Annotated in this window: 17 protein-coding genes, 4 tRNA genes and 1 other annotated feature; of the genes, 19 read left to right on the forward strand and 2 right to left on the reverse strand. The window is 27.6% G+C overall.

The features are described from left to right. Positions 1 to 33 precede the first annotated feature (33 nt). The 17 genes from AAT22_RS07255 to addA all read left to right on the forward strand — a co-directional run bounded on the left by AAT22_RS07255 (position 34) and on the right by addA (position 19,660). Positions 34 to 109 (forward strand) — tRNA-Ala (locus tag AAT22_RS07255). 105 nt (positions 110 to 214) lie between these two features. Beyond that, positions 215 to 718 carry an HDIG domain-containing metalloprotein gene (locus AAT22_RS07260; RefSeq protein ID WP_047000739.1) on the forward strand — a complete coding sequence of 168 codons (504 nt, stop codon included), beginning with the start codon at positions 215 to 217 and terminating at the stop codon, positions 716 to 718. 15 nt (positions 719 to 733) lie between these two features. Then, positions 734 to 1,240 (forward strand): transcription repressor NadR, encoded by a 507-nt coding sequence (locus AAT22_RS07265; protein ID WP_047000740.1) that lies wholly within the window; start codon positions 734 to 736, stop codon positions 1,238 to 1,240. 19 nt (positions 1,241 to 1,259) lie between these two features. Continuing rightward, positions 1,260 to 2,672 (forward strand): FAD-dependent oxidoreductase, encoded by a 1,413-nt coding sequence (locus AAT22_RS07270; RefSeq protein ID WP_047000741.1) that lies wholly within the window; start codon positions 1,260 to 1,262, stop codon positions 2,670 to 2,672. Then, the gene (locus tag AAT22_RS07275; protein WP_016207016.1) at positions 2,665 to 2,919 is read left to right on the forward strand and encodes a DUF1667 domain-containing protein; all 255 of its coding nucleotides are present in this window, start codon (positions 2,665 to 2,667) and stop codon (positions 2,917 to 2,919) included. Before AAT22_RS07270 ends, AAT22_RS07275 begins: the two co-directional genes overlap by 8 nt. 90 nt (positions 2,920 to 3,009) lie before the next feature. Then, positions 3,010 to 3,212: a binding site (T-box leader), on the forward strand. A gap of 61 nt (positions 3,213 to 3,273) precedes the next feature. Then, positions 3,274 to 4,551 (forward strand): serine--tRNA ligase, encoded by a 1,278-nt coding sequence (serS, locus tag AAT22_RS07280; protein WP_047000742.1) that lies wholly within the window; start codon positions 3,274 to 3,276, stop codon positions 4,549 to 4,551. Between the two features lie 140 nt (positions 4,552 to 4,691). Beyond that, positions 4,692 to 4,782, forward strand: a tRNA-Ser gene (locus AAT22_RS07285). Between the two features lie 243 nt (positions 4,783 to 5,025). Next, a tRNA-Ser gene (locus AAT22_RS07290) sits at positions 5,026 to 5,116 on the forward strand. A gap of 23 nt (positions 5,117 to 5,139) precedes the next feature. Continuing rightward, a tRNA-Ser gene (locus AAT22_RS07295) sits at positions 5,140 to 5,230 on the forward strand. A 170-nt stretch (positions 5,231 to 5,400) separates the two neighbouring features. Next, positions 5,401 to 6,408 carry a LacI family DNA-binding transcriptional regulator gene (locus AAT22_RS07300; RefSeq protein WP_016207014.1) on the forward strand — a complete coding sequence of 336 codons (1,008 nt, stop codon included), beginning with the start codon at positions 5,401 to 5,403 and terminating at the stop codon, positions 6,406 to 6,408. A 189-nt stretch (positions 6,409 to 6,597) separates the two neighbouring features. Next, positions 6,598 to 7,542 (forward strand): ROK family protein, encoded by a 945-nt coding sequence (locus AAT22_RS07305; protein ID WP_016207013.1) that lies wholly within the window; start codon positions 6,598 to 6,600, stop codon positions 7,540 to 7,542. A gap of 89 nt (positions 7,543 to 7,631) precedes the next feature. Beyond that, positions 7,632 to 9,296, forward strand: a complete 1,665-nt coding sequence (locus AAT22_RS07310; RefSeq protein ID WP_047000743.1) for an alpha-glucosidase — start codon at positions 7,632 to 7,634, stop codon at positions 9,294 to 9,296. 26 nt (positions 9,297 to 9,322) lie between these two features. After that, positions 9,323 to 10,993, forward strand: a complete 1,671-nt coding sequence (locus tag AAT22_RS07315) for a PTS transporter subunit IIBC (RefSeq protein WP_047000744.1) — start codon at positions 9,323 to 9,325, stop codon at positions 10,991 to 10,993. A 1-nt stretch (position 10,994) separates the two neighbouring features. Next, entirely contained in the window at positions 10,995 to 11,777 is a 783-nt protein-coding gene (locus tag AAT22_RS07320) for an endonuclease/exonuclease/phosphatase family protein (protein WP_047000745.1), read from the forward strand. A gap of 128 nt (positions 11,778 to 11,905) precedes the next feature. Next, a complete protein-coding gene (locus AAT22_RS07325; protein WP_016207010.1) occupies positions 11,906 to 12,436 on the forward strand; it encodes a GNAT family protein in 531 nt (176 codons plus the stop codon). Between the two features lie 31 nt (positions 12,437 to 12,467). Then, complete coding sequence (addB, locus tag AAT22_RS07330; RefSeq protein WP_047000746.1) at positions 12,468 to 15,899, forward strand: helicase-exonuclease AddAB subunit AddB; 3,432 nt, start codon at positions 12,468 to 12,470, stop codon at positions 15,897 to 15,899. A gap of 2 nt (positions 15,900 to 15,901) precedes the next feature. Continuing rightward, on the forward strand, positions 15,902 to 19,660 hold the full coding sequence (gene addA / locus AAT22_RS07335) for a helicase-exonuclease AddAB subunit AddA (RefSeq protein ID WP_047000747.1): 3,759 nt from the start codon (positions 15,902 to 15,904) through the stop codon (positions 19,658 to 19,660). A gap of 57 nt (positions 19,661 to 19,717) precedes the next feature. Here addA and AAT22_RS07340 read toward each other — a convergent pair whose 3' ends face one another. Together AAT22_RS07340 and AAT22_RS07345 are read right to left on the reverse strand one after the other, a co-directional pair. After that, the gene (locus AAT22_RS07340) at positions 19,718 to 21,061 is read right to left on the reverse strand and encodes a CCA tRNA nucleotidyltransferase (protein WP_016207008.1); all 1,344 of its coding nucleotides are present in this window, start codon (positions 21,059 to 21,061) and stop codon (positions 19,718 to 19,720) included. Positions 21,062 to 21,198: 137 nt separating this feature from the next. Then, entirely contained in the window at positions 21,199 to 22,440 is a 1,242-nt protein-coding gene (locus tag AAT22_RS07345; protein WP_047000748.1) for a L,D-transpeptidase, read from the reverse strand. A 160-nt stretch (positions 22,441 to 22,600) separates the two neighbouring features. Between AAT22_RS07345 and AAT22_RS07350 the strand changes: the two genes are divergently transcribed. Both AAT22_RS07350 and AAT22_RS07355 read left to right on the forward strand, forming a co-directional pair. Further along, positions 22,601 to 23,368 carry a DUF1189 family protein gene (locus tag AAT22_RS07350; RefSeq protein WP_047000749.1) on the forward strand — a complete coding sequence of 256 codons (768 nt, stop codon included), beginning with the start codon at positions 22,601 to 22,603 and terminating at the stop codon, positions 23,366 to 23,368. Between the two features lie 140 nt (positions 23,369 to 23,508). Beyond that, entirely contained in the window at positions 23,509 to 24,447 is a 939-nt protein-coding gene (locus AAT22_RS07355) for a HAMP domain-containing sensor histidine kinase (RefSeq protein ID WP_040436638.1), read from the forward strand. Positions 24,448 to 24,483: the final 36 nt, after the last annotated feature.

Consider the following 24,483-nt stretch of genomic DNA (forward strand, 5'->3'; position numbering starts at 1 on the left):
GAGAGTAGAACGTTGCCAGGTTATTTTTTTTATGGGGGTATAGCTCAGTTGGGAGAGCACTTGCCTTGCACGCAAGGGGTCAAGGGTTCGAATCCCTTTACCTCCACCAAGCTACGATTTATTTCGTGGCTTTTTTTGTTTATAAAACTATATAATTGCTAATAAAAATATATAATGTTATTATTTTTATATATACTAAATAAGGGTGAGTAGAATGGCTTTTTATAGGATAAAACAATTTATTTGGGGATTTACCTCATTATTTAAAGATATAGATTACGAATATATAAGTAAGTTTTTAAATGATGATGAGATTAAGGTATTTAATAAACTAAAGCATAATGATAAGCATCATTGTATAAGGGTTTGTAAAGATTCAATAAAAATGAGAAAAGAGTTAAATATAGATGTAGATGTTTATAAGTTAGGAAAGGCAGCATTGCTACATGATGTTGGTAAGAGCATAAGACCTTTAAGTTTGATGGAAAAATCAATGGTAGTTTTATTAGATAAGACTACTAAAGGAAAGATAAAAAAATATGATAATATTAAGCAAATAGACATATATTATAATCATCCTAAAATAGGGCAAGAAATTCTGAAAAAGTTTAATTATGATAAAGAGTTTTTACAAGTGGTTAGATATCATCATAATAAAAATAAAATTGAGGATAATGATATACTCAATATTATAAGTGCTTGTGATGATAAAAACTAATATGGAGGTGAATTTATGGGATCTATAGAGAGAAGAGAAGAAATTATAAAATTACTTATTGAAAAAAATAAAGCTATAAAGGGTACTGAACTTGCTTCATTATTTAATGTTACAAGACAAATTATAGTAAAAGATATAGCTATACTTAGAGCAGCAGGAAAGAATATAATAGCAACGCCTGATGGATATATTTACAACAAAAGTACAAATAAGATAAAGGCTATAATTGCAGTGAATCATGAAAGTAACAAAACAATAGATGAATTAGAAATAGTAGTTAAATATGGAGGAATAATAGAGGATGTTATTATAGATCATCCTTTGTACGGAGAAATAAGAGGAAATTTAATGATAAAAAATTTAAATGATTTAAACAAGTTTGAAAATGAATTTAAGCGAAAAAATGCAAAACCTCTTTCAAATTTAACTAATGGAGTTCACCTTCATACAATAGCAGCAGATAGTGAAGAAGATATTAAAGCTATAAAAAAAGAATTAAAAGAAAAAGGTTTTTTACTATAGAGTATGGGAGTGGTAAACTATGGATTATGATATTCTTATATTAGGTGGAGGAATAATAGGTTGTTCTGTTGCATATGAGTTATCAAAATATAATTTTAATATTGCATTAATAGAAAGGGATTATGATATAGCTGATGATATATCATTTGTGAATACATCCATTGTATATGATGGGTCCGAGACCTCAGATGATGTTATGGCAGGACTTGAGTATATAGGTAATTCAATAATGCAGGAAACATGTGAAAAATTTAAAGTTCCATTTAAAAAAATTGGTGCATTAAGGGTAGTAAGTGATGATAATGGAGTTAAAAAACTTGAGGAAATGTATGATAGAGCTAAAAAGAGAGGTATAGATGGTGTTTATTTAATAGATGATAAGGATGTGTACGATATTGAACCTAATATAAATTCTGATATAAAAAAGGGGTTATATTCTGAAAACATAGCAATTGTTGCTCCTTATGATTTAGCAATAGCATATGCCGAAGTTGCAGCAGATAACGGCGTTAATTTTAGGTTAGAAGAAGAGGTTTTGAATATACAAAATTTAGCTAAGGGGTTTAGAGTAACTACAAATAAAAACAAGTTTACTTGTAAAGTTGTTGTTAATACAATTCCACATGAAATATATATAAGAGAAAATGGAAAGGTAGAAGATAAAGAATTTGTTAGTGATGAATCTTATTTTAAAAATATGAGTTATTTATTAGTAGATGACAATTATAAAAATAAACTAAATAAGATAATTATTGAAACACTAGATAAAAATACATTTATAATAAGTTCTCCTACAACTACTACAGGATCATTAATAGGAATAAAAAGTACAGAAAAAACAAGTCTAGAAGATAATTTAATATATGCAAATAAACTATTAAGAGGTTTAGATAAAAATAATATAAACAATCTATTTAGAGAAGCGTATAATAAGGATTCAATGCTTATAGACGATAGCGAAATAGATAAAGGATATATAAGAGTTACAGGTACACATTATGGTAAAATAACAATTGCACCAGCAATTGCTAAAATGCTTTGTGATACTATAGCTAATAATTTAAATTGTACATTGAAAAAGAATTTTATAGATAAGAGAAGAGAGGTTTATAAATTTAGAGAGCTTGGAAAAAAGGAAGCAAATGAAATAATAGATTTAGATGAGAGGTATGGCAAGATAATATGTATATGTAATAGTATATCAGAAGGAGAGATTGTAGATTGTATAAGAAGACCATTAGGAGCTAGAACAGTAGAAGGGGTAAAAAGGAGAACAGGATCAGGTTTTGGAAGCTGTCATGGATCTTATTGTTATGAGAAAATAGTAAATATTTTAGCAAGAGAACTAGATAAAAATATAACAGATATAGTTGATGATTCTAAGAATTCTAAGGTTATTTCAAGTAGAATAAAGGAGTTTAAAGATGTATAATTCACAAGATAAAAATATGGGAAAGGATATATTTACATCTATAGTTAGAGTAAAAGGAAATGATAGACATAAAGTTGTTCCTGTAAGATCTAGCAAAGAGGTTGAAAAAGGCTTATGGTTAGAATTATCTAAGGTATTAGCTAGAATATATGTTAGTGTACCTATAAAATCAGGAAGTATAATCTGTAAAAATATATTAAATACAGATATTGATATTATAAGTACAAAAGATATAAATAACGAATAAATATAACAAGAATGTATAACAATATATATAAATCAACTTAGTAAAATATTGACATATATATTTTTTTATAATATATTAAGAGTAAATAAAAATAAACTGCTGAAAAGGCTAGTAATAACATTATTTATTTTAAGAGAGTCGATGTTTGGTGCAAATCGATAATAGTATGTTATGAATCCACCTTGGAGGGATTGCGATGAGCAGTACGGCTTAAACCGTTAAATTTATTAAAGAGAATAGTATTTCATAATACTATTAATTAGGGTGGCAACGCGGAATCTTTCGTCCCTTTAGGGGAAAGGTTCTTTTTTTATTGAAAAAATTAATGAACATAAATTATTAGGAGGTATACATATGTTAGATTTAAAATTTGTAAGAGAAAATCCAGAGATAGTTAAGAAAAATATAAAAAATAAGTTTCAAGATAGCAAGCTTCCACTAGTAGATGAGGTTATAGAGCTAGATAAAAATCTTAGAGAAGCTAAACAACAAGCAGAAGCTTTAAGAGCTGATAGAAATAAGCTTTCAAAACAAATAGGAACTTTAATGGCTCAAGGAAAAAGAGAAGAAGCAGAAGAAATAAAAGAAAGGGTAACTGAAAATTCAGAACGTTTAGCTGAGTTAGAAGTTAAAGAAGTAGAATTAGCTGAAAGAGTTAATACAATAATGATGACTTTACCAAATATAATTGATCCAAGTGTTCCTGTTGGTAAAGATGATAGTGAAAATGTAGAAGTTGAACGCTTTGGAGAACCAAGGGTACCTAATTTTGAAGTTCCATATCATACAGATATAATGGAAAAATTAAGTGGATTAGATTTAGATAGTGCTAGAAAAGTAGCTGGAAGTGGGTTTTATTACTTAATGGGTAATGTTGCAAGACTTCATTCAGCAATAATTTCATATGCTAGAGATTTTATGATAGATCGTGGATTTACTTATTGTATTCCTCCATATATGATTCGTAGTGAGGTTGTAACCGGTGTTATGAGTTTTGCTGAAATGGATGCTATGATGTATAAAATTGAAGGTGAAGATTTGTATCTAATTGGAACAAGTGAACACTCTATGATAGGTAAGTATATAGATACTATATTACCTGAAGAGTCATTACCACAAACATTAACAAGTTATTCTCCTTGTTTTAGAAAAGAAAAGGGAGCTCATGGAATAGAAGAAAGAGGCGTGTATAGAATACATCAATTTGAAAAACAAGAAATGATAGTTGTATGTAAACCAGAAGAAAGCATGGAGTGGTACGAAAAGTTATGGGTGAATACTGTAGATTTATTCCGTTCTTTAGATATACCAGTTAGAACTTTAGAATGCTGTTCTGGAGATTTAGCAGACCTTAAAGTCAAGTCAGTAGATGTTGAAGCTTGGTCACCAAGACAAAAGAAATATTTTGAAGTAGGAAGTTGTTCAAACTTAGGAGATGCACAAGCTCGTCGCTTAAAGATTCGTGTAAATTCTAAAGATGGGAAATATTTTGCTCATACATTGAATAATACAGTTGTTGCACCACCAAGAATGTTAATAGCATTCTTAGAGAATAACTTAAATGAAGATGGTTCAGTTAATATTCCAACGGCTCTTCAACCATACATGGGAAACATGAAAGTAATTAAATAGTTTTAGAGTTTAAGGGCTAAATCTGATTTATTAGATTTAGCCTATATTTTTATTATATTAATATAATAAAAATATATAAATTTATAATTGACAATCTATAATGTCATTGCTATAATAATATTTGTCGTTAGACGGAGTATGGAGAGATGGTCGAGCTGGCTTAAGGCACCGGTCTTGAAAACCGGCGTACCTTTGCGGGTACCGTGGGTTCAAATCCCACTCTCTCCGCCATAAAAGCATCTAAGGTTTCTTAGATGCTTTTATTATAACTTATATAATAATTAGAATTATAAATAGCACCATAAATACAAAAGAGTCTAATAAAAAATATAATATTTTATTGAAAAGCTATTATAAATTTAAAATTAGTTTACTAAAAAGTTATTATGTTATAAAAACACTAAAAAATTTAAAATAATAATTGACAATATATATAGTGGTTGTTATAATAATATTTGTCGCAGGACATAAGATGGAGAGATGGTCGAGCTGGCTTAAGGCACCGGTCTTGAAAACCGGCGTACCTTTGCGGGTACCGTGGGTTCAAATCCCACTCTCTCCGCCATAAAATTTTAAAAGAAGGCACATGGAGAAATACTCAAGTGGCTGAAGAGGCGCCCCTGCTAAGGGCGTAGGTCGGGTAACTGGCGCCCGGGTTCAAATCCCGGTTTCTCCGCCAGAAAACATCTAACAATGTTAGGTGTTTTTTTTTATTCATAAATAAAAAAGCATAAAATAAAAAAAGATAATTATAAAATATTTTTATAAATGTAATACTAGAGAAATAGATTTATTTTACATATGAAATATACTATAATTTTATTAAGTACTTTTTAGGGGGAAGATAAGATGAAAGTTACAATTAAAGATGTAGCTAGGGAAGCAAATGTTGCAACATCAACAGTTTCTAGAGTATTATCTAATAGCCATAAAATAAGTGATAAAACTAAAGAAAGAGTAAACGAAGCAATAAAGAAATTAAATTATACTCCAAATATAATTGCAAGGGGACTTGCTAATAGTAAAACAAGAATTTTAGCTGTAATATTGCCAAAAGAAGCAGAGGATATATTTTCAAATCCATTTTTTGTTCAAGCTATGAAAGGAATAAGTATATATGCCCAGAAAGAAAACTACTATATAATGTATGCTTTTAAGCAAGAAGAAAAAGATGATAAGGAATGGTTTAATAAGTTTATAGACAGCAATTTAGTCGATGGAATCTGTTTATTAAATTCTAAAGAAAATGATGATACAATAAAGTATTTAAACGATATAGAATTCCCATTTGTAGTTATAGGAAGACCAGATGAAATTAATAATGTATTATGGGTAGATAATGATAATGTAAAGGCTATGTATGATCTAGTACAAACGCTTATAGATTATGGCCACCAAAATATAGCTTTTATTGGTGCAAAGTCTAATTTAAATGTGTCTAAAGATAGATTAAGAGGATATAAGCAAGCATTACTAGATAATGGTATAGAAGTAAAAGGTGATTTGGTCTATGAAGCAGAAGAATTTACGCAAAGCAATGGAAGTTTCGCGGCAGATAGGATTCTAAGCCCAAATAAGCCAACAGCCATAGTAGCAACAGATGATTTGCTTGCATTTGGAGTTCAAGAAGTTTTAAATAAGCTTGAAATAAAGGATATATCAGTTGTAGGATTTAATAACATACCAATGTCAGAGTATCAAAATCCTTCATTATCCTCTGTAGACATTAATTCAGAAAAGCTAGGGTTTTATGCATCAAAACTTATTATAGATAAACTAGAGGAAAAAGGTAATAGCCAAAATTCATATATAATAGAAACAAAATTAATAGAAAGAGACTCTATAAAAAAAGTTTAAGTTTCAAATAAGTGCAATCGCTTGCACAATAAGCTTTAAATAGTAGAGAAATATAAAGATAATTCAAATTAAATCAAAATTTTGGATTAATTTGAATGTTAAAATTATTGTAAACAGTTTCTCAAAATGATATACTATGTCTATCATGATGAGAGAAATAAAATTAAGTTTATATCTAGGGGGATTGAAATGGAAAAAAAATATGTAGTAGGTGTTGATTTAGGTGGAACTAAAATATACACTGCTTTAGTTGATTTAGAAGGATCTATAATAAAGGAAGTCACTGTTAAAACTGAAGCTAATAAGGGTGAAACTGTAGTTTTAGAAAAATTATTAAAAACAATAGATGATGTATTAGAAGGAACAGACATAAATGAAGTTAAAGCAATAGGTATAGGTTCTCCAGGACCTTTAGATGTTGAAAAAGGGTTAATAGTTTACACTCCTAATTTACCATTTAAGAATTTTAATATAGTTCAGCCTATAAAAGATAGATATAAATTAGATACTTACTTAGACAATGATGCAAATGTAGCTACATTAAGTGAATTTATGTTTGGCGCAGGTAAGGGAAGTAAAAACATGGTTTTCATTACTGTAAGCACTGGAATAGGTGGAGGAGCCATAATAAATGGCAGCTTATTCAGAGGCAGTACGTCAAACGCATTAGAAGTAGGACATACTACTGTAATGAAGGGTGGTCCTAGATGCGGATGCGGTAATACAGGATGTGCAGAAGCAGTTGCGTCAGGAACAGCGATTATGAAAAGAGCGAAAGAAGCACTAGAAAGTAAAGTAGAAACATCATTAAATAGTTACGATCAAGTAACAGCTAAAGAAGTATTTTTAGAAGCAGAAAAGGGAGATAAAGTTTCAAAGGATATATTAAATGATGCATTATCTTATTTAGGAATAACTGTTGCTAATTTAGCAAATACATTTGATCCAGATAAAATTGTTATTGGCGGTGGAGTAAGTGAAGCCGGAAGGATTGTATTTGATAAAATAGAAGAGGAAATGGAAAGAAGATGCCTAAAAACAATTTATAATCATTGTAATGTAGAAAAAGCTGTTTTAGGTAATCAAGCAGGCGTTTTAGGTGCAGCAGCACTAGCTATTTTAGAAAGTAAATAGAATAATGTGTACAGATATATCTGTACACATATTTTAAACCATTTTAGGCAAACGGTTGCACAATTAACTTGATTAAACTGGAGGAAAATATGAAGAAAGTTTGGTGGAAAGAAGTAGTAGCATATCAAATATATCCAAGAAGTTTTATGGACTATAATAACGATGGAATAGGAGATTTAAAAGGAATAATATCAAAGTTAGATTATTTAAAAAATTTAGGTATAGATGTTATTTGGATTTGTCCAATGTATAAGTCACCTAATGATGACAATGGTTATGATATAAGTGATTATCAAGATATAATGAATGATTTTGGAACTATGGACGATTTTAATGAATTATTAATGGAAACTCATAAAAGAAAGATGAAGCTAATAATAGATTTAGTAATTAATCATACTAGTGATGAACATAAGTGGTTTATAGAATCAAAGTCATCAAAGGATAATCCAAAAAGGGATTGGTATATTTGGAGAAAAGGTAAAAATGAATCAGAGCCTAATAATTGGGAAAGTATTTTTAAAGGATCAGCATGGGAATATGACGAACATACTGATGAGTATTTCTTACATTTGTTTACTAAAAGGCAACCGGATTTAAATTGGGAAAATGATGAGGTAAGAAAAGAAATATATAAGATGGTAAACTGGTGGCTTGATAAAGGGATAGATGGATTTAGAATAGATGCCATAAGCCATATAAAGAAAGATATAGAATTTAGTGATATGCCTAATGTAGAAGGTAATAGATATGTAAGTTGCTTTGAAAAGCACATGAATGTTGAAGGGATACATGATTTTTTAGATGAGTTAACTGAAAATACATTTGCAAAATATGATGTTATGACAGTAGCGGAAGCTAATGGGGTAAAGGCTGAAGAAGCAGAAGAGTGGGTTGGAGAAGAAAAAGGTAAATTCAATATGGTCTTTCAATTTGAACATTTGGATTTATGGAATAATGAAGATAATCAAACATTTAATGTAAAGGAATGCAAAGACATATTAACTAGATGGCAAAATGGATTAAATAATAAGGGATGGAATGCATTATTCATAGAAAATCATGATATACCTAGAGTTGTATCAACATGGGGGAGTGATAATGAATATTGGAGAGAAAGTGCAACAGCATTAGGATTAATGTATTTTATGCAGCAAGGAACTCCATTTATTTATCAAGGACAAGAAATTGGAATGACAAATGTAAAATATTCATCTGTAGATAAGTACAATGATATAAAGAGTATAAACGCTTATATTGAAATGAGAGAAAATGGATTTAGTGAGGAAGAATGTATTAAACATTTATGGGCTACATCTAGAGATAATTCTAGAACACCAATGCAATGGAGTGATTCTAAAAATGCAGGATTTTCTAACAATAAACCTTGGATAGAAGTTAATAAAAATTATAAAGACATAAACGTTGAAAAGCAAATTAATGATGAAAATTCAATATTTAATTTTTATAAAACTATGATAAAAATAAGAAAAAATAATAAAGCAGTTATATATGGAGAATATAAATTAATATTAAAGGATGATAATAGTATATATGCTTATATGAGAGAATTAAAGGATGAAAAGTTTATTATAATAACAAACTTAACAAATAAAACAGCTATATATAATTATAAAGATGAATTACTAAAATATGAAAACTTATTGATATCAAATTATAAGGTTTCTAGACATGCTGAATTAAATAATATAAGTTTAAAGCCATATGAAGCAAGAATGTACAAAATAGATTAAATCTATTAATAAGGAGAGAAATAGTAATGGGAAAAATAAATAAAAATAATAAATTAATATCATTTGATTTTTGGCAAAAGTTTGGTAAGGCGCTACTAGTTGTAGTAGCCGTTATGCCAGCAGCTGGACTTATGATTTCTATCGGAAAATTAATAGGGATGTCTGCTGATATATCTATAATAGATACAATTGCAAGGGTTATGGAAGATATAGGGTGGGCTATAATTGGAAACTTACACGTATTGTTTGCAGTTGCTATAGGAGGATCTTGGGCTAAGGAAAGAGCTGGTGGTGCTTTTGCTGGATTGTTATCGTTTATATTAATTAATCGTATCACAGGAGCTATGTTTGGTGTAAACTCAGGTATGCTATCTGATTCAACAGCAACAGTAAATTCATTATTTGGGTCAAAACTTGTTGTAGCTAACTATTTTACAGATATATTAGGTGCTCCAGCATTAAACATGGGAGTATTTGTAGGGATAATTGCAGGATTCTTAGGTGCAGCTTTATATAATAAATATTACAATTACAATAAGTTACCTAAAGCGTTAGATTTCTTTAATGGAAAAAGATTTGTTCCTTTCGTAGTTATTCTAGGATCAGTGGTTACAGCTATAGTACTATCAATTGTTTGGCCATTTATACAAGGAGCTTTAAATAGCTTTGGAGTTTGGTTAGCAGAATCACAAGACACAGCACCAGTTTTAGCGCCATTTGTATATGGAGCATTAGAACGTTTATTATTACCATTTGGGTTACATCATATGCTAACAGTTCCAGTAAACTATACAGAACTTGGTGGTGTATATCAAATATTAACAGGTCAATCAGCAGGCACATTAGTAGCGGGTCAAGATCCATTATGGTTAGCATGGATAGGTGATTTAATAAACTTAAAAGATGCAGGTAATATCTCAGAATACAACACATTATTAACTAGTATAGTTCCAGCAAGGTTTAAAGCTGGTCAAGTTATTCTTTCAAGTGCATCATTATTAGGAGTAGCACTTGCAATGTATAAGAATGTTGAACCAGATAAAAAAAGTAAATATAAGACAATATTTTTATCCGGCGGGTTAGCAGTATTTTTAACTGGTGTTACAGAACCAATTGAATTTATGTTTATGTTTATATCACCTATATTATATGTAGTATATTCTATAATAACAGGTATAGGCTTTGCATTAGCAGATATTATTCAATTAAGAGTCCATGCCTTTGGATTTATAGAATTATTGACAAGAATTCCAATGATGGTTAATGCAGGATTAGTAAGAGATATAATTAATTTTATAATTGCATGCTTAGTATTCTTTGGATTAAATTATGGAATATTTAGTGTATTAATTAAAAGATTCAATATTCCAACCCCAGGACGAAACGGGAACTATATAGATTCAGAAACTGAAGATACAAACATTTCATCTAATAATAATAATTTAAATACAGCAAATGATTTACAAGCAGTTAGGATAATATCACTATTAGGGGAAAAGGATAACATAGAAGATATAGATGCATGTATGACAAGATTAAGAGTTACTGTTAAAGATATGAATTTAGTAGCCGAAGAAAAAGAATGGAAAAGGAATGGAGCTTTAGGACTTATATTAAAAGATAAGGGAGTTCAAGCTATATATGGTCCAAAAGCGGATGTGTTAAAATCAAATATACAAGATATATTAGGAGTTTAAGATGAAGTTATTAACACTTAACTGCCATTCATGGATGGAAGAAAACCAATTAGAAAAAATAAAGTATTTGGCAGAAACAATAAAGGAAAAACAATATGATGTTATAGCACTTCAAGAGGTAAGTCAAGGTATACAAAAGAAAATAGTTAGTGAAGATATAAAAGAAGATAATTTCATTTATCTACTAAATAAAGAGCTTAATAACTTGGGAGAGTTTAATTACAAATATGTATGGGATTTCTCACATATAGGATATGATATATACGAAGAAGGCTTATCTATACTCACTAGGCATAAAATTAAAGACATAGAATCATTTTATATAACCAAAAGTAGTGAAAAAACTTTCTATAAAAGCAGAAAGATAATAAAATGTACTATAGCTATAGAGAACAAGAGTATTGATTTTTTTACATGTCACTTAGGCTGGTGGAATGATGAATCTGAACCTTTTAAATATCAAGTAGATAATCTAGTAAGTAAGATTAATAAGTTAAGTTTTATAATGGGGGATATTAATAATAATGCTTTCATTAGAAATGAGGGATATGATTATTTATTAAATAAAGGATTAATTGACACTTATAATATTGCATTAGATAAAGATAGTGGTATAACAGTTCAAGGAGAAATTGCAGGATGGGAAGGCGAACGAGAAAGTAAAAGGCTAGATATAATATTTACAAATGAAAGTGTTAATGTAAAAAGATCTAATATAATATTTAATGATAGAAATAAAAATATTATCTCTGATCATTATGGAGTAGAGGTAGAGATTATATAAAAGAAAAGAGTTCAATTATAAAATTGAACTCTTTTTAATTGTTCTCTTTTTTGCTTGTAAAAATAGATTTATAATTAAAGTATACAAAATTTAAAAATATTGTATAAGCTTTATTAGGAGATGGCAGTATGGTATATGGAGAAAATATATATTTAAGAGATCCAGTAAGAGAAGATATAGATATTTTATATGATATTTGTGCAGATAAAGAAGTACTTAAGTATAATGGTTTATATACAGGAATTATGACTAAGGAATATATAAGAAGTCAATTTCATCATTTTACAAAACCAAATAAAAAAGAATTAGTTATAGTAACCAAAGATAGTGACATGATAGGTTATGTTTATTATAAGGAAAATAGTTATACAAGGGATGTATATTCAATAGGTATAACTATTGGTAAGGGATATTGGGGGAACGGATATGGTAAAGACTCAATAAGAACATTATGTAATTATCTATTTAATAAAAGGAAAGCCCATAAGATTGAATTAGAAGTTGTAAAAGAAAATATTAGGGCTATAAACTGTTATAAGAAATGTGGTTTTAAAGAAGAAGGTATAAGAAGAAGTAAATATTATATTGGTGGTAAATATTTAGATACTATAGTTATGGGATTACTTAAAGAAGAATTTATTCAATACATAGGGGAATAATTTAATATAGAATACTTTTAGGAGTGTGGTTATGGGAATAAGATTTATATTTGGAAGGGCAGGTACAGGAAAAAGTAGATTTTGCCTTGAGCAAATAAAAAAGAAAATAGAGAATTATGATAGTCAAAACAAATTAATTCTAATAGTACCGGAGCAGTATACTTTTGATACAGAAAAAAAATTCCTTGATATAGTAACAGAAAAAGGCTTATTAAGAGGAGAAGTATTAAGCTTTAAGAGAATGGCTCATAGAGTATCAGAAGAATGTGGTGGACGAACAGAGCTTAGAATAAGTGACGCAGGAAGAAACATGCTTATTTATAAGTTATTAAAGGATAAGGTTGATGAATTACAATACTTTAATAGAATGGCTAAACAACAAGGATTTTCATCAATAATATCAAAAATAATAACAGAATTTAAAAAATATAATATTTCCACGGAAATATTAAGTTCAAAAGAAGAAGAAATAAATGATGAAGAACTTAAGAAAAAAATGAATGATTTAAAATTAATATATAATAATTTTAATAATATTCTTCATAAAAATTTTATTGATTCAGATGATGAATTAACCTTTTTAGCAAAGAGATTAAAAGGTTGTAATACTTATGATGATGCAGAAATCTGGATAGATGAATTTACTACATTTACACCTCAACAATTAGAGGTTATAAAAGTGCTTGCAAAGAAGGCTAAGGTTGTAAACATAACTTTATGTAGTGATTCTTTAAGTGGAGGCGCTGATGTAGATTATACAGATATATTTGATGCTATAAAAAATACTGAAAACTCTATATTAAGAATTATGAAAGAGGAAAATTTATCATACTTAGAGCCAATTAATTTAAATAAAGGATATTCATATAGGTTTTTAAATAGTGAAGACTTACAACATTTAGAGAGACACTTTTTTACCTATCCATTTAAAGAGTATAAGGGAAAAGATAATAATGTAAGAATATATAAGGCAAATAATAGCTATGATGAAATTGAAGTTGTGGCGAAGGATATCTTAAGAATGGTTAGAGATAATGGTTATAGATTTAAAGATATAGCTGTTGTTTGTAGAAATATACATGAGTATGAAAAAATATCTACAGTTATTTTTAATGAATACAATATACCATTTTTCATAGATAAAAAAAGAGAAATACTTAATAACCCATTAGTAGTAGTTATCATTTCATCGCTTGAAATATTAGCAAGTAATTGGTCTTATGAAAGTGTATTTAAATATCTAAAAAGTGGATTAGTAAATGTTGAAAGAGATTATATTGATATATTAGAAAATTATATACTAGCTAATGGAATAAAGGGGTATAAATGGACTAAAGATCTTTATGATAAAGATAATATTTCAGAAGAAGAAAATGTAATTATAGAAATTATGGAAGAAATAAGGTATCCTTTAATGAATTTACATAATAAGTTAAAGGGAAAGCATAAGGTAAAGGATTTTGCAACAGATTTATATGAGTTTTTAAATGAACTAAATGTATTTAAAACTTTAGAAAGATGGTTAGAAGAGTTTAATTCACTTGGCCTTCAGGATAAGATAAAGGAATATATACAAGTTCCTGAAATGGTAATAGAAATTCTAGATCAAGTTGTAGAGGTTTTAGGGGATGAAGTATTAGATATAAAGGAATTTACTAAAATACTTATATCAGGCTTTGAAGAAAAGGAGATAGGAGTAATTCCTATGTCTTTAGATCAAGTAAATATAGGTGATATATCAAGAGTTAAAGGTAGGGAAGTAAAAGCTTTATATTTAATAGGAGTAAATGATGGTGTAATACCAGCTGCAAATAAAGAAGAGGGAATTATAAGTGATAGAGAGAGAGACATTCTAAGAAATATAGGAATAAGATTAGCTTCAGATACAAAGAGCAGAGCTTTTGAAGAACAATTTATAGTTTACACAGCGTTAACTATACCTTCAGAATATTTAATGATAACATTCCCTATGGCAGATTTTGAAGGTAAATCATTAAGACCGTCTATAATAATTCCAAGGCTAAAAAAAATATTGCCAAATGTAGTAGAAGAAAGTGAAATTTATAATATAAGGGACAGAAGAGATAAGTTTAACAAAATAACTGCCCCTACTCCTACATTTAATGAACTTATTTCAGCACTTAGAATGGAATTTGAAAAAGAGAATGTAGATGAATATTGGGAACAGGCTTTCAAATGGTTTGAGAGTAATGAAGAATTTAAAAATAAATCAAATACAATGTTTAAGGGATTAACATACACTAATTTAGTTGAGAAAATTCCTAGAGAGAAAATAAAGAGGTTATATCAATCAGAAAACAAAAAACTTATATTTAATGTTTCTAGAATAGAAAAATATGCTCAATGTCCTTTTTCTTACTATATTCAGTATGGGCTAAAGGCAAAAGATAGAAAAGTATATGAATTTTCTGCTCCAGATTTAGGATCATTTATGCATAATGTATTAGATGATTTTACAAATACAATTAGAAATGAAAAAATTGCATGGTCTGATTTAAATAAAGAAAGATGTAAGTTAATAGTGAACGAATTAGTTGATAAAAGGTTAGAAGGTGATTCAAACTCAATATTAAATAGTACAAAGAAGTATAAATACTTTGCAGATAGATTTAAGAGAACTATAACTAAATCTGTTATGGTTATATCAGAGCAAATGAGAAAAGGAAAGTTTGAAGTTTTTAAAAATGAGTTTGCTTTTGGAGGATTCAGTGATGGAGAACCAATAAAAATAGATTTACCATCAAATGAAACGGTATATCTAGTTGGAAGAGTAGATAGAATTGATACTTTAGATTTAGATGGTAATACTTATATAAAAATAGTCGACTATAAATCAGGAGCTAAAAGATTTAACTTAACAGAAGTTTATTATGGTCTTCAAATACAGCTATTGGTTTACTTAGATGCCCTTATAAAAAATTCAAAGTATATATTACACAAGCAGGCAATGCCAGGGGCTATATTATATTTTAGAATTGATGATCCAATAATAAAATCTAAAAAGCAACTTACTGAAGAAGAAATAAAAGATAATATATTAAAGGAATTAAAGATGAGTGGATTACTTCTTAAGGATATAAATGTTGTTAAGGCTATGGATAATGACATGGAGTCATATTCATTAATAATACCAGCTGCAATAAAGAGAGATGGTAATTTTACATCAAGTAGCTCTGTAATAACTGAAGAACAATTTGCTATATTAAGAAAATATGTTAATGATAAGATGTCGGAGATATGTGAGGAAATGTTAAGCGGTGAAATAAAAATAGAACCTTGCAAAAATAATAGTACAGCATATTGTAGTTATTGTGACTATTCATCAGTATGCCAATTTGATACAGCAATAGAAAATAATAAATATAAGGTGGTATTAAAGAAAAGTAATGATGAAGCTTGGAAACTAATAAAAAATGAGGTAGAGAAGGGAGGTAACAACTAATTATGAGTGATACAAAATGGACTGAAGATCAGCTTAAGGCAATAACTACTAGGGGATGTAACTTACTTGTAGCTGCAGCAGCTGGTTCAGGAAAGACAGCAGTTTTAGTAGAAAGAATTATAAGAATAATAACTAATGAAAACAATCCAGTTGATATAGATAGATTGTTAGTTGTTACATTCACATCTGCAGCAGCAGCAGAAATGAGAGAAAGAATAGCAGCTGCAATATCAAAGGCATTAGAAGTGAATCCAAATTCAAAAGTGCTTCAAAGACAATTAACTCTCCTAAGTAGAGCGAATATAACAACAATGCATTCATTTTGCTTGGATGTCATAAAAAACTATTATCATGTTATAGATTTAGATCCTACATTTAGAATCGCTGATGAAACAGAAAATACATTATTAAAGTTAGAAGTTATAAATGATATGTTTGAAGATTATTATGAAAGCGAAAATATAGAGTTTAGAAATCTAATAGAAGCATATAGTGGGTCAAGAGATGATCAAAGATTAAAAGATATAATACTTGATTTATATAGATTTTCAATGAGTGGACCTTGGCCAGAAAAGTGGTTAGTTAATAATGCAGAACGATTTAATATAGAAACTATAGAAGAATTAAATAAAACTATATGGATAGGTATATTAAAGGAAACTATAAGTATAGAAGTAACTGGATATATTAAAATATTAGAAAAGGCTATAGGTATAATAAGAGACACTGAAGGTTTAGAACCATATGAAGCAACTTTCTTAGATGACTTAGATATGTTTAAGAAGGTTGAAGAATCATTAAACTTAGGAATAAGAGAACTTTATACCTCTATTAATAGTATAAGTTTTTCTAGATTAAAATCTGTGAAAAAAGATAAGGTTTCTGATGAAGAAAATTTAGAAAGAGTTAAAAGTATAAGGGATAGCATCAAAAAGAAGACATCAAAACTAATTGAAGATAGTTTTTCAATGACAATAGAAGATGCTTTAAATGGAATAAAAAATTCATATCCTTATATGAAAATGATAAGTAGGTTAACCTTAGAGTTTATAAATAGATTTAAGGAAAAGAAGAGAGAAAGAAATATTCTAGATTTTAATGATTTAGAGCATTTATGCTTAAAGATATTAATAAAAAGCGATGAAGACAACAATATAAATCCATCTAGTGTTGCAAATGGATTTAGAGAATACTTTGATGAAGTACTAGTTGATGAATATCAAGATTCTAATAATGTTCAGGAAGCAATAATAGATTTAGTTTCTAGAAAAACATTAGAGAATCCAAATGTTTTTATGGTGGGAGATGTCAAGCAAAGCATATATAGATTTAGGCAGGCAAAACCTGAGTTGTTTTTAGATAAATATAATAAATATTCACTAGAAGATAGTGAAGTAAATAGAAAAATACAATTATATAAGAATTTTAGAAGTAGAGAAGAAGTAATTAGTGGAGTAAATTATATATTTAAAGAAGTAATGTCTAAGACTGTAGGTGAACTTGAATATAATGATGATGAAGCTCTTAATCTTGGAGCTAGTTACAAAGAAAATAATGACGATAATACAATTATTGCAGGACCAATAGAACTTCATATTCTTGATAAGTCAGGGGAATATACCAATGAGATAGAAGAAGAATATGAGGGGGATAATTTAGTAGAAGAGGAAGAAGATATTGATTCAATAGGACTAGAGGCAAGGATAGTTGCTAGAAGGATAAGAGAATTACTAAATCCAGAGCTTAATACAGGAAAGCTATTTAAGGTTTTAGATAAAGAAACCGGAGAATATAGGCCATTAAAATATAAAGATATAGTTATATTACTTAGAGCAACTAGAAATTGGTCGGAAATATTCTTAGAGGAAATTGGATCAGAAGGAATACCTGTTTATGCAGATACAGGAACAGGATATTTTGAAACTATAGAAATAAGAACAATGATGTCATTACTAAAAGTTATAGACAATCCAATGCAAGATGTTCCTATGATTTCTGTATTAAGGTCTCCTTTAGTAAGCTTCAGCGCAGAAGAACTTGGAGATATTAGATTATTAGATAAAGAAAAATATTTCTATGAAATAATAAAAGGTGTCTCTGATAATATATATGAAGTAAATGAAGAACTTAAAAATAAATGCAAAGTCTTTATAAATAACTTAGGAAAGTGGAGAAATAAGTCTATATATACTCCGATAGATGAGTTTATTTGGTATCTTTATATGGATACGGCTTATTATGGTTACGTTGGTGCTATGCCAAATGGTAAGCTAAGACAAGCAAATTTAAAAATATTATTCCAAAGGGCGAAGCAATTTGAGCAAACTAGCTTTAAGGGATTATTTAATTTTATTAACTTTATAAATAAGCTTAGAAATTCATCAGGGGATATGGGAAGTGCAAAAATACTTGGTGAAAATGAAGATGTTGTTAGAATAATGAGTATTCATAAAAGTAAGGGGTTAGAGTTTCCAGTAGTATTTACTTGTGGTTTCGGTAAGCAATTTAACTTAATGGATTTAAATAAATCTATTCTATATCATGATGATCTTGGATTTGGACCAGATTATGTTGATTTAGAAAGAAGAAATTCATATAGTACCTTAGCTAAGGAAGCAATAAAGAAGAAAATATTACTTGAGACTCTTTCAGAAGAAATGAGAATACTATATGTTGCATTTACAAGAGCTAAGGAAAAATTAATTATTACAGGAGCAACTAAAAACTTAGAAAAATCAATATCAAGATGGGTTTCATCAGCTGCTTTAGATGAGGATATCGTTCCAGCATCAGAAGTATTAAAAGGAAAGAGTTATTTAGATTGGATTGGAATGGCTATATGTAAGCATAGAGACGGAGAAGAGCTCAGAAAATATATTGGAGCAAATAGTTGTTCAATAATAAATGACTTTTCAACATGGAAGACTAAGATGTGGACTAAAAATTTATTATCTGTGGAAAAAAATGAAGTAGCTGTGGATGAAAATGAAGAAATAGATTTATTTATCAATTCAGATGTAGATTATATAGATAAGGAAATTGAAAGAAGATTAAACTACAAATATAAATATGAGTTATCAGGAAAATTACCAAGTAATGTTTCTGTATCTGATTTAAAAAGGTCTCTTTATAACAATGAAGATGATGATATCATTACAGTAAATATTTTTAGTGATAAAGAATTTTTAAAACCAAAGTTTTTACAAGAGAAAAGAGGCTTATCAGCATCGGAAAGAGGTACAATAGCACACTTTATAATGCAAAAATTAGATTTAAATAAAGTTAATACAAAAGAAGAAATAGATACTCAAATATATTCTATGAAAGATAAAAATTTACTTACTGAAGAAGAAATAAAAGCTATACAAAGAATTAGTTTTATAAGCTTTTTTAAGAGTAATTTAGGAAAAAGAATGTTAAAAGTATTTAATGAAGGCAAGTTAGTTAAAAGAGAGCTTCCTTTTTATACTGAAATTAGTAGTTTAAATATAGATAATACTTTATCGAAGGATGTATATGGAAATGAGAAAGTTAGGCTACAAGGTATAATAGACTGTATATTTGAAGAAGATGATAAAATTGTTTTATTGGATTATAAGACTGATTATGTTGAGTATGGTAAAGAAAGTGAAATTTTAGATAAGTATAGAATACAAATTAAGTACTATAAAGATGCTGTGGAAAAGATAACAGGAAAAGAAGTAAAGGAAAGTTACTTATATTTATTTGGATTAAATAAGGAAATAAAAATAGATGTTTAAAAGATTATAAAGTGAAACCCTATAATATAGATTTTAACTTCTATATTATAGGGAATTTTATTTATTAATAAAATTATTAGATAGTAATATTAGAGTTTCTTTTTTATTTAGTGATGGATTTTCTAAAACTTTTTCTAATAGATATTTTAAAATTTCGCCAACTATTTTTCCAGAGGATAAATTAAGTTCCTCTAATAAGATTTCACCATTTATATCTAAATTTCTTATATATAGTGGCTCTCTTTTTTTTAGTATATCTGAAACAGTATCTTTTATATAATCAACTTTTTTCAAAAAGGGCTTAGGATTATCTAAGGAGCGTATATCAGCACTTTGAAGATCAAATAAAAGATATATAATATCTTCACCTACTTCAAGCAGCAATTTTTTTATTTCATATCTTGTTGGTATATAATTTACTTTTAATACAAGATGGTGTTCTATAAGTTTAGAAACTGAATTTATAGTATAATTATCAAATCTTAAATTTCTTAGTATTTCCTTAGAAATTTTAGCGCCTTCAACATTATGATTTGGAAATCTATAGATACCATCATCTTGAAGAGTTAAGGTATTTAATTTTCCTACATCATGTAAAAGAGCTGAAAGTCTTAAAATAAGATTATTATTTGTTTTGCTAATTACATTAAGAGTATGATCAAAAATATTTCTATTATGATTTATGCTTAGAGGGCTAAAATTAACTAATGAATTTATTTCAGGTAGTATTTCAGCTAAAAGCCCGCTTTTTTGAAGCGTATTTATACCTTCAGATGCATTATTAGAAGTTAGTATCTTACAAAGCTCATCTCTAATTCTTTCTCTACTTATATTATTAATTAATTTAGAATTTTTAATAATAGCATTTAAAGTTGCTTCTTCAATTTTAAAATTTAATTGACAACTAAATCTAATTGCACGAAGCATTCTTAAGGCATCTTCTTTAAATCTTTTATCTGCATCACCAACACAACGTATAAGTTTTTTACTAATGTCATTAATTCCATTAAAATAATCTATAAGCCCAAATGATTTATTATAAGCTAGTGCGTTTATAGTAAAATCTCTTCTAGATAAGTCTTCTTTTATATCAGTAACAAAATTGACGCATGATGGACGTCTATTATCTAAATAATTTCCATCAGTTCTATAAGTTGTAACTTCATATGAATTATTATTAATAAGCACAGTAACTGTACCATGGTTTATACCTGTAGGAATAGTTTTTTCAAAAATAGATAGTGTATCCTCTGGCTTTGCAGATGTAGTAATATCATAGTCTTTGGGCGAACTATTTAAAATAGAATCTCTAACACAGCCACCAACCATGAATGCTTCAAAACCATTATTATAAAAAGTATCTATAATAAATTTAACTTCATTTGGAATATATATATTCATTGTTATCCTGCCTTTAAAATCAATAATATTATTATAAATTAATTATATAATTTATAATAATATTGTAAATAATAAAAGTCATATAAAGTGAGAATAGCTCTCTTTTTATATGACTTATTTTAAAATGTTTAGATAGATTAATTAATTATTATCTTAGTATCATTTGCAACATTATCGTACAACCATTTAGCATCTTCCACATTTAATCTTATACATCCATGAGAAGATGGAGTACCAAGGGTATCATCTAAAATAACTGATTGGGTTTCATCAAAAGGAAGAGAGTGAAATAAGTAATCACCCATAAATTGAACCCAATACTTACCCCCTTGACCAAACTCATCTGAGAAGAACCATTCACCCCTATTAGTAACTGCAAATATTCCTTTAGGAGTTTCTTTACCAGGAAGTCCTGTAGAACAAGAAAATTCTTTAACTAAATCCCAATTATTAGTTGATCCTTTATAAACATAAGTTTTTTGCTCTTCTAAATTTAAGTAAACAAAATAATTAGTTTTACTACTAATGGATAAAGTATTTACATTATTAAGTGTTATAGATTGAAGAATTGCATTAGAAGTATATTCTGAATCATCTCCTTGATATTCTTCTCTAAATTGTTTAATGGATTTAATTTTATTTTCTATTTCTGTTATCTGACTTTTACTTAATAGGCTTGAATCGTATTCTGATAAAAGGTTAATAGCTTTTGTATAATATTTATTAGCGGTCAATTCATCAGCATTTTCAATTAAGTAATCTCTATAAATTGCTTTGCAATCAGATATGTATTCTTGGGCAATTTGATAATCATTTTCTAATGACTTAGGAATAAGACTAAAGTACTTCATAGCTGCCGGATAGTCCTTTGAATTAAAAGCTGAAATACCTAAGTTTAAATAATTATCTTTATTTATATTATTAGAAGCATCATTTGAAGAGATAGTAGTATCTACATTATTATTTGAATTTATGGCTTCAGGTTCATTACCATCGAGAGCTAAAATTAGCTTATCTAATGATGAACTAAGGATATTATAGTCTTTAATTTCAGATAAAACAGTTAATACTTGATTAGTACTAATTTCATTTTTAGATAAAGAAGTACATAATTTATCTACAATATCTGTAAAGTAATCATTTAAATCAGAGTTTAATTGATTTTTCTTTATTAGTAAAATTTTATTATTATTTAATTTAGATTTGGCTTCTAAAAATTCACAATTATTAAATGAATTATAAAAACTATTAGTTATTTCTTCATATTTAGAATTTAAGTAAATATTGGTTCCAAATCCTAATAAAATAAATAAAGTGATAATTGAAAGAATCATAAAAATAGAAATTTTATTTTTGGGTTTGGATTTAGCACTATACATTTAGTAACCTCCTTATAAGATATACTATAATCATTAACAAAAATTATAAAAATTAATCTTAAAAATTTAATTTCAATAAAAAATAACGCCTATTTATAAAAATAACTAAATATGACAAAATAGTTATTAAGTGTTAAATTACTAATAATTGGAGGCAATTATGAAAGAAAATAATATAAATTTTATAAATAAATTTAAAATTAGTTTATACAATATTAAAAAATATAATGACTTGATAATATTGAGATTTTCTCATGCAATAATATACTCGATAATATTGAGTTTAATTGCTGGATCTATACTAGGATGTATTAACTTTTCTAATATAAGTAAATTTCAAAAATTAGTTAAAACGACAATGGAAAATGAAAAATATGAATTTGAATTACATGATGGTATATTAGATTTTAAAAACTCTCCTATAAAAAGTGAATCAGGAAAGTTTATGATTCTAGTTGATACTAATATAGGATTAGAAGATGTAGATACAATAAGAAATATTATTGTACACAAAGATATGGCAATGGTTATTTTGAAAGATGGAATTTATACTAATACGGGCGGGCAGAAAGCAGAATATAAATATAGTGATATGTCGTTATTAGTAGATAATATAAATAATGAAAGCTTAATAAAATCATTAGATTATATGTGGATATTTAAATATATAATTTTTATAGCAAGTATTATAGGGACATATGTAAGTTATATATTTAATTCATTAATACTATCACTGGTAGGATTATTATTAAGTAAAATTAATAATATAAATTTAAAGTACATAGATGTACTTAAGCTATGTATATATTCGATGACTTTACCAATAATAATTAGAATATTTTATCCATTAGGTTCTTTAAGTATTTTAATAGCTGGAGTTTATTTAATACTTTGGATGAATAGAATTAGAAGAGAGGGAACGATATAAACATATTTTATAATTATTATTTAAAATATGTTTATATAAGAAAAGATACTTTACTATAAAAAGTAAAAAAATGTTGTTGGAAAAAAATGTATATGGTAAACTTATTATATGGTTTTTAAGGGAAAGAATCTAGAGCTGTTATGAAGGGAGTTATTATGGTGGCTAATAACGAATTTATGGGAAATGGATTATTAGATAATAAACGAGACATAAGTGAAATTATATTAGAAGGGGACTTTAATTTTACAAAAGAAGAATTAATAAGTATCATAGCACAATTAAATGGAAAAAGTGGTAGGCAGGAAAATTTTTTGCTTAATATTTCTCATGACCTTAGAGGGCATTTAAATGTAATATTAAGTATAATGCAATGTATAGATTATGGAAGTCTATGTATTAATGATAAAAAAGTATTAGAATATATGAATATGGTAAAAAGAAATAGCTTAAAGATGTTAAAGCTAATAAATAATTTAATAGATACAACAAAGTTAGAAAATAATTATTATGTTTTAAATAAAAGGAATATAGATATTATATCTATGGTTGAGGGAACTATAAGTTGTATAGATAAGTATGCAAAGCAAAAGGATATTCAACTTATATTTGATACTAATGAAGAGGAATGTATAATGTCAGTTGACCCAGAAGCTATAGATAGAATTATAATGAATTTAATATCAAATGCTATTAAATTTTCATATAGTAACACAAATGTGTATATAAATATGCTTGTTATAGAAGATAAAATAAGGATTTCTATAAAGGATGAGGGGCCAGGAATATCACAAGAATATCAAGAGAAAATATTTAATAGATTTTATCAAGTCTCTAAGAAGGACAAAAAAGACGGTTATGGCAGTGGAATAGGATTAGATTTAGTAAATTATTTAGTAAGATCTATGAATGGAGAAATAGAATTAAAAAGTCAATTAGGAAATGGTAGCGAATTCATAATAACATTACCTATAGAAATTGGAGATGAACAAGATAGTTTGGAAAGAGATTTTTGTATGAGAGATAATAGTGGAAAAATACAAATGTTAGAAATAGAGTTTTCGGATATATACAACAATTAGTTGCTTGATTTATTTAAATAGGTATGATAATATAAA

It is taken from the genome of Clostridium sp. C8, assembly GCF_001010885.1.
In the GTDB taxonomy this organism is placed as follows: domain Bacteria; phylum Bacillota; class Clostridia; order Clostridiales; family Clostridiaceae; genus Clostridium; species Clostridium sartagoforme.